We start from the raw sequence: 4,055 nt of genomic DNA on the forward strand, positions 1-4,055 counted from the left end.
TTACCCTAATTGCTAAAAACTAGGTAATATCAGACTTTTAGCGAAGTTTACAAATCAGCTCTTACAGTTTGAGGTTTTTTTTTCTTAAGTCTAAATACTTACTCAAGTTTGACCATCTTTGCATACTACATTTTGTCGTACGGAATGTGGGTTAAAAATTAATATTATTGAGCCAGAAGAGACCCTAAAAAAGCTGCTTGTAGACCAAAAAACAGGTAAACATAGAGAAAGGGTAAAAATTTTATACCTACTTGCTACCCCAGATCGCAGAAAAAGTAGGACATTTGGCATCTTTGACAGCTTGCCACCGGGTAATACCAATTTGAAAAAAGAATGTTACAAATGATTGGAAGCGATCGCTTGCTAAATATTGGCCATTGATAAAGCATCGACATGACCAGGAGGATAATTCATCAAGAATTTGTGGATGGTAGTCGGTTAATTCTAACTATAGATAGAACACAATGGAAAGAAAATAATATATTTTGAATAGGGGTGATCTACAAAAAACCAGCCTGACCTATTTATGGACAAATTTTAGAGAAAAAGAGCAGCAGTAATTGAGGAGAACAAAAGGCTGAGGAGAACAAAAGGCAATTATTAACCCTGTTTGACATTTATTAAAAAAATATGAATTAGTAGTTATTGGAGACCGTGAATTCCACGGCGTTGAATGATCACACTGGCTCAAAAATCAAAAATCACCTGAAATAATTTACTTTGTTTTTGGACAAAAACAGAATACTTATGATCGAAAACCTGGGAAAAACTATGAAAAACTTAGTTCTTTGCAGATATATCCCGGAACAAAAATTTTTTTGAGCCAGATCAATATTATTCAAAATCAAGGTGTTGGAAGATTTAACCTAGGAGCATATTGGAAAGGGAAATATAATCAGAAAGTAGAAAAAGCGAGTGTGTAATTCCCTGGTATCCTCGGAATGAAAGACGCACTCAAGACAAGAACCTTGGTACTTATAAACGAGGTGTTGCACAATAGAGAATGATATTCTAGAATTTGATTGAGAGATGGATTGTCCTGATTGTCAAAGCCATAAAGTAGTGAAAAATGGTCATCGTCAGGGAAAACAGAGTTATCTGTGCCGTGACTGTGGCCGTCAATTTCGATCAAACCCCTGTCCTACCGGCTATAGTTCTGATCTTAAAGAGCTTTGTATAAAAATGTTCCTTAACGGCATGGGATTGGGAGCCATTGAGAGAGTGACTGGTATTTCCCACAATACTGTGCTTAACTGGGTACGGCTTGCACCAAGCACATATTCGCTTTGGAGAACTATGAAATTCCTGAAACTGCTCACGCTTGATGAACTGCCAACTTTTGTGGGCTCAAAAAAAACAAAATTTGGGTCTGGACAGTCGTAAATAGCCAAATGCCAGGAATTCTCAAGTTTGTGATAGGCGATCGCTGCGCCGTTACCTTCACAATATTATGGCAGATGATTCAAGGTTGGGCTTGTTTTCTTGATATTACTGACGGGTACAAGGTAAATCCAAGCTTAATCGAGGATTGTGATCACCTGGTCAGCACCCGCAGCAATGACGAGAGTAGAAGGAGAAAATTGGCGTTTAAGACACTACGGACGCTAGGTTACATCGCAAAACTTTATGCTACTCCAAGTCCATTGATCTGTTGTGCAAATCAGTTCGCTTGCTGATCTATGATTTGAAACATCAGCAAATCCCTCAATTACCTTAATCATTCGTCACTGTGCAACACCATAAACGAACCTGAAAAATTTGTATGAAGTTTTGAAAATTTATCGGTGGAGAATGGGCATCGAAGCCATGTTTAAAGACTTTGACATCCTCTCTGGCCTAAAGGCACAGGGATTCCTATCGAACCTTAATTCCTCGGGAGGTTGACGCTTTGGTGGCGCATAGCTCCGCCAACACAGGGTGCTGCTTCCTAGGCGGTAGTCTGACGCTTCCCTCAACGTCCGTTTAGAGTTTCCGAGTGCCCCCCGACAACTATAACACTCTACCGTATATTCAATACTCTAGCATATATTCAATTCACTTACAAATAAAAAGTCGCCCTATAAGAGCAAGGCACCTACCCCAATTTTTCGGTAAAACAGGTGGATATAATCTAGAGGGAAGTCTAGGTAATGTACAAGGTTTGACTAATTTAATTTCACTGCTTGCTATTGCTAATACTGGTTGATTTTATCAAGGTAAATTTCTCAAAAAATTCGGTGTTCAAAATTACATTTATAGATGAACAGAAGCTCAAAGAAAAGATAGAAGACATAGCAATTTTTGGGTAGGTATATATGGTGAACTGTGGGAGATTGCTGGGGATTATTTAGTTGATATTGTTCAACAGATAATTAACCTGAATCCTTAAAAAAGTCTGATGAGCACAGGGAATTAAAAGCTCTGTCAATGTTAGATAATATTTAACCATCGTGATATTGTTATGCGAGTTTGAAAAAAGAATGCTACAAGAAGGTGCGTCTCGATCAGAGAGGGTTGAAAAGCAATGCAGTTCAGTTAAGGATTTTTTTTGCAGTTCTGTAAGCTCAAGAGCTACTCTAATGGTTCCATACCTTATGAGTTTTAGTATTATCTGAACTTTATTGGCTTAAAAAGAGCTACTCCAATTAATTTTAGACAGCTATCTCTATCATTTTTCTATTTTTCTTCAATATTTCTTCCTTCTTCCCTCTGACCTACAGACGTTGCATGCAACGTCCCTACCATTTGCAACAAATATTTATCACCCTTGGTATAACTCCTAACTCCTCAGCGAATAGCTAGTCTGAGCCAGAATATCGTAGAACCAATTTTCCATACGATTTCCATAAACTTGAATAGAATATTCAGCTTCCGCTTGTTGCCGACAAGCTAAACGATCAAGTTTGTCAAGATTGTTAATTGCTTTTACCAATTCCACTAGATTACCAGGCTCAACTAGCCAACCTGTTTGACCGTGACGCACAATTTCAGCAGGGCCTCCCTTATTATAGGTAATTATAGGCACACCACAAGCTAATGATTGAATGGCAGTCATGCCAAATGCTTCACTCCATCGATGGGTCATCAAGTACCCTCGACTGCGTCGCAGCACTAACTGCATTTCCTTAATTGGTAGAAACCCTAAATATTCTATTGGCGCATCAGGATAATTTTGCTGGATACTCTCCCAGTAAGACTTATCCTGAAGCAAACCCATTATTTTCAAAGGAATACCAGTATTTTTTGCAGCTTCCACAGCATCTTCCAATCCTTTTTCAGGAGAAATGCGCGCCACCCAAACCAAGTAATTATTTGGTCGATCACAATATTGATAGTTTTTTATGTCAATACCATTTCCCACAACTCGACATCTACTAGGAAATGAGAAAGTTTCTGCCTGAGCTTTTGTGTGAACAGCAATAGTACCAGGAAAACTAATACTGGTTTTTTCTATAATCTCATCCATTGCCTTTGACAGAGAACCCATACTTACCAGATGGGCAATAGGGACATTCAAAAATAGAGATAAATAAAAGGGAAGCCAGTCATAAGCAAAGTTAACAATCAAATCGTAATTATTTTGCTCTTTTCCTATAAATTCCCACATTCTGGTAAGCACAGATTTAGGGATTATAGAAATGGGGGTGTCACGATTTAATTGCTGAATACTAACTTGCAGTTCTCCGGTAATTTCAATAATGGGACAATCTACTTTAGTTATAGAACCCTGTGGCGCAACTATATCTACCTTGTGTCCTCTGAGAATCATTTCTTGGGCAATATTTTGTAATGTGAATTCGACTCCACCTCCAGTACCTGAACCAATAGCTCCCACAGGTGTAGAAGCAAATAATAATCGTAAGAGGTTAGCTTGAGCAGTTGCCATTTTTTTTGCCTAAATTATCAAAGGGAACATAAAACCTACATTCCGCACAACAAAATGTAGTATAGAATCAGGAGTCAGGAGACAGGAGACAGGAGACAGAATTTTAGAAGAAAATCATAGCTGCCGTGATTGCGTCATTAATCAAGCAAGTATTTATGCGTAAATTTTTTACTCAGAATTTGATCGACGA

At 38.2% G+C, this 4,055-nt stretch carries 1 protein-coding gene and 1 pseudogene; one reads left to right on the plus strand and one right to left on the minus strand.

Annotation, left to right across the window (positions count from 1 at the left end):
* Window positions 1-1,029: 1,029 nt before the first annotated feature.
* Window positions 1,030-1,717, plus strand: a pseudogene (locus tag F6K13_RS21950) (IS1 family transposase).
* 1,041 nt (window positions 1,718-2,758) lie between these two features.
* Here the strand turns inward: F6K13_RS21950 and F6K13_RS21955 are convergent.
* On the minus strand, window positions 2,759-3,865 hold the full coding sequence (locus F6K13_RS21955) for a glycosyltransferase family 4 protein (RefSeq protein ID WP_124146275.1): 1,107 nt from the start codon (window positions 3,863-3,865) through the stop codon (window positions 2,759-2,761).
* Between the last annotated feature and the right edge of the window lie 190 nt (window positions 3,866-4,055).

It is taken from the genome of Okeania sp. SIO2B9, from assembly GCF_010672505.1.
GTDB lineage: Bacteria > Cyanobacteriota > Cyanobacteriia > Cyanobacteriales > Microcoleaceae > Okeania > Okeania hirsuta.

Bases quoted from the DNA above. Each gene is read 5' to 3' on its own strand.
- F6K13_RS21955 (WP_124146275.1), bottom strand. From the start codon at position 3,865: ATGGCAACTGCTCAAGCTAACCTCTTACGATTATTATTTGCTTCTACA.